1 protein-coding gene is annotated in these 1,695 nt (G+C 61.5%); it reads right to left on the bottom strand.

Annotated elements, in window-relative coordinates; translation table 11 throughout:
- Window positions 1–798: 798 nt before the first annotated feature.
- Window positions 799–1,392: a hypothetical protein gene (locus tag MLGJGCBP_RS19460; protein ID WP_236581210.1), complete on the bottom strand. Its 594-nt coding sequence runs from the start codon at window positions 1,390–1,392 to the stop codon at window positions 799–801.
- Between the last annotated feature and the right edge of the window lie 303 nt (window positions 1,393–1,695).

Here is a 1,695-nt window from a genome sequence, read left to right as displayed (position 1 = left end):
CCGACTACCGTGAGACACCGGTCCTCGCTGAGGCCGGAACCAGATAGCCGAGCCTCCGTAGAACCCGGGGCGATTCACGTCGTCGAAGAACCAGAACATGAACACGCTGATTCCACCGAGACCTGGATAGAACCAGTTGTAGTCAGGCAGGTTGCCGATCATGTCAGTACCGCCAGTCCATCCATGCTTGCAACAATGGCTGCCATAGGTGCTGAGTCGGCGTCAAGACGTGCAGGCTGAACCAATCGGCCATATCAGTAAGTAGCCCGAACATTACGAACCACCACCGATCTGGCTGAACAGCAGTCTGGTACCGATTTCAACGATGTTCCAGGGCCACAGCCACAGGGTGTTCATGATGGCCCCTCAGAGCTGGTTAAACCAGTTGGCGAAGTTGACGTACCAAACACCCGGAGGCCAGATCGGGTCACCGAACACTGGTATGTCGAACACATTGCCGATCATGACTGTCTCCTGGTCCTCCCGACCTGCCTGACTATCGCTGACGGAGTGACCGCCGTTACTCCCCGAGGGCTGAGAGATGCCCCAACCCGAAGGACAACGCATGACACACAACTGGGGCTCAGGCGACCCCCGAACCAGCACCGCCGCATGGCGCAGACTCCGCCGAACCATCCTCGAACGCGACAACAAAACCTGCACCACATGCGGACAACCAGCCACCGAGGTAGACCACATCCGCAACACCAAAGCCGGTGGCACCGACCACCCAGACAACCGGACCAGCACATGCCGCACCCAGGCGAGTCTCAAGGAGCGCTGTTGCCGGTGCCCCTTTCAGAGGTTGCCGCTCACTCTCAACAAGACCCTCTCGCCACAACCTGCGGAGAGTATCGACGCGTTCTGCCGAGTGTCCGTGATCGGTGGGGCTTCTCCCGTTCGCGGGCCGCCCGCGACTGGGTGCGTTCGGTTCGTCCATTCGGTCAGAGCGCGGGCGATCCAGCATCGCGCTACCGCGGAGTCCGCCGCACAGGCGGCGAGGGACTCGAATGCCAGCGCTATCGCGACTGTGAACTCGGGGTGCGTTTCGTCGATGCATTCGAGTGCGATGTCGTTCGCCGCCGAAAGTGCCAGATAGGTGGCCTCTGAACTGGTTACGGCCGAGCTGTGGGCCAATCTCTCCGTGGCCTCGTACGCCGCGCGCCACGCATCGGGGCTGAGCGCCTTCGTTTCCGATGTTCGGCACATACCGGCGACGCGCTCAAGTGCGTGGAATACATCATCGCCGGCGGCCTGGAGCCTGCCGGTCAAGCCCCAGCCTGAGTCGAGCACGTCGGCGAACCAGCACCAGCGAGCGAACTCGTGCGCGTCTTCGAGCGCGAGTTCAACGGTTCCGGACGCCAGCTGCATCACTGCATCGGCGACCGACATCTCGTTGAGAGCGGAAGAAAATGACTCATGCATGATCGTTTCCCGTCTCCGTGTCCCGCGAGTGGGACGTGAGGATCAAGCGCAGGGTTGAAACCTGTTGTGGTAATTGCCAAACGCCGCACTGCGGAGCGTGCACGACCGAGTCCCACCGAGGTCAGAGCGTTGTCAACCAGCACTCGACGGCGCGCATGGCAGCGTCGGTTGGATCGGCGAGGTCGACCGCAGTGGTGAGGTTGCCCCTCGGGAGTGGACACCGGATTTCATGCGGCGACTGACAGCGTAGACGACGCGATGAGTCGTTGT

Source organism: Rhodococcus sp. T7, from assembly GCF_009872365.1.
GTDB lineage: Bacteria > Actinomycetota > Actinomycetes > Mycobacteriales > Mycobacteriaceae > Rhodococcus_F.
The sequence above is the reverse complement of the archived record's forward strand: the minus strand, read 5'-3'. Positions and strand labels throughout refer to the sequence as shown.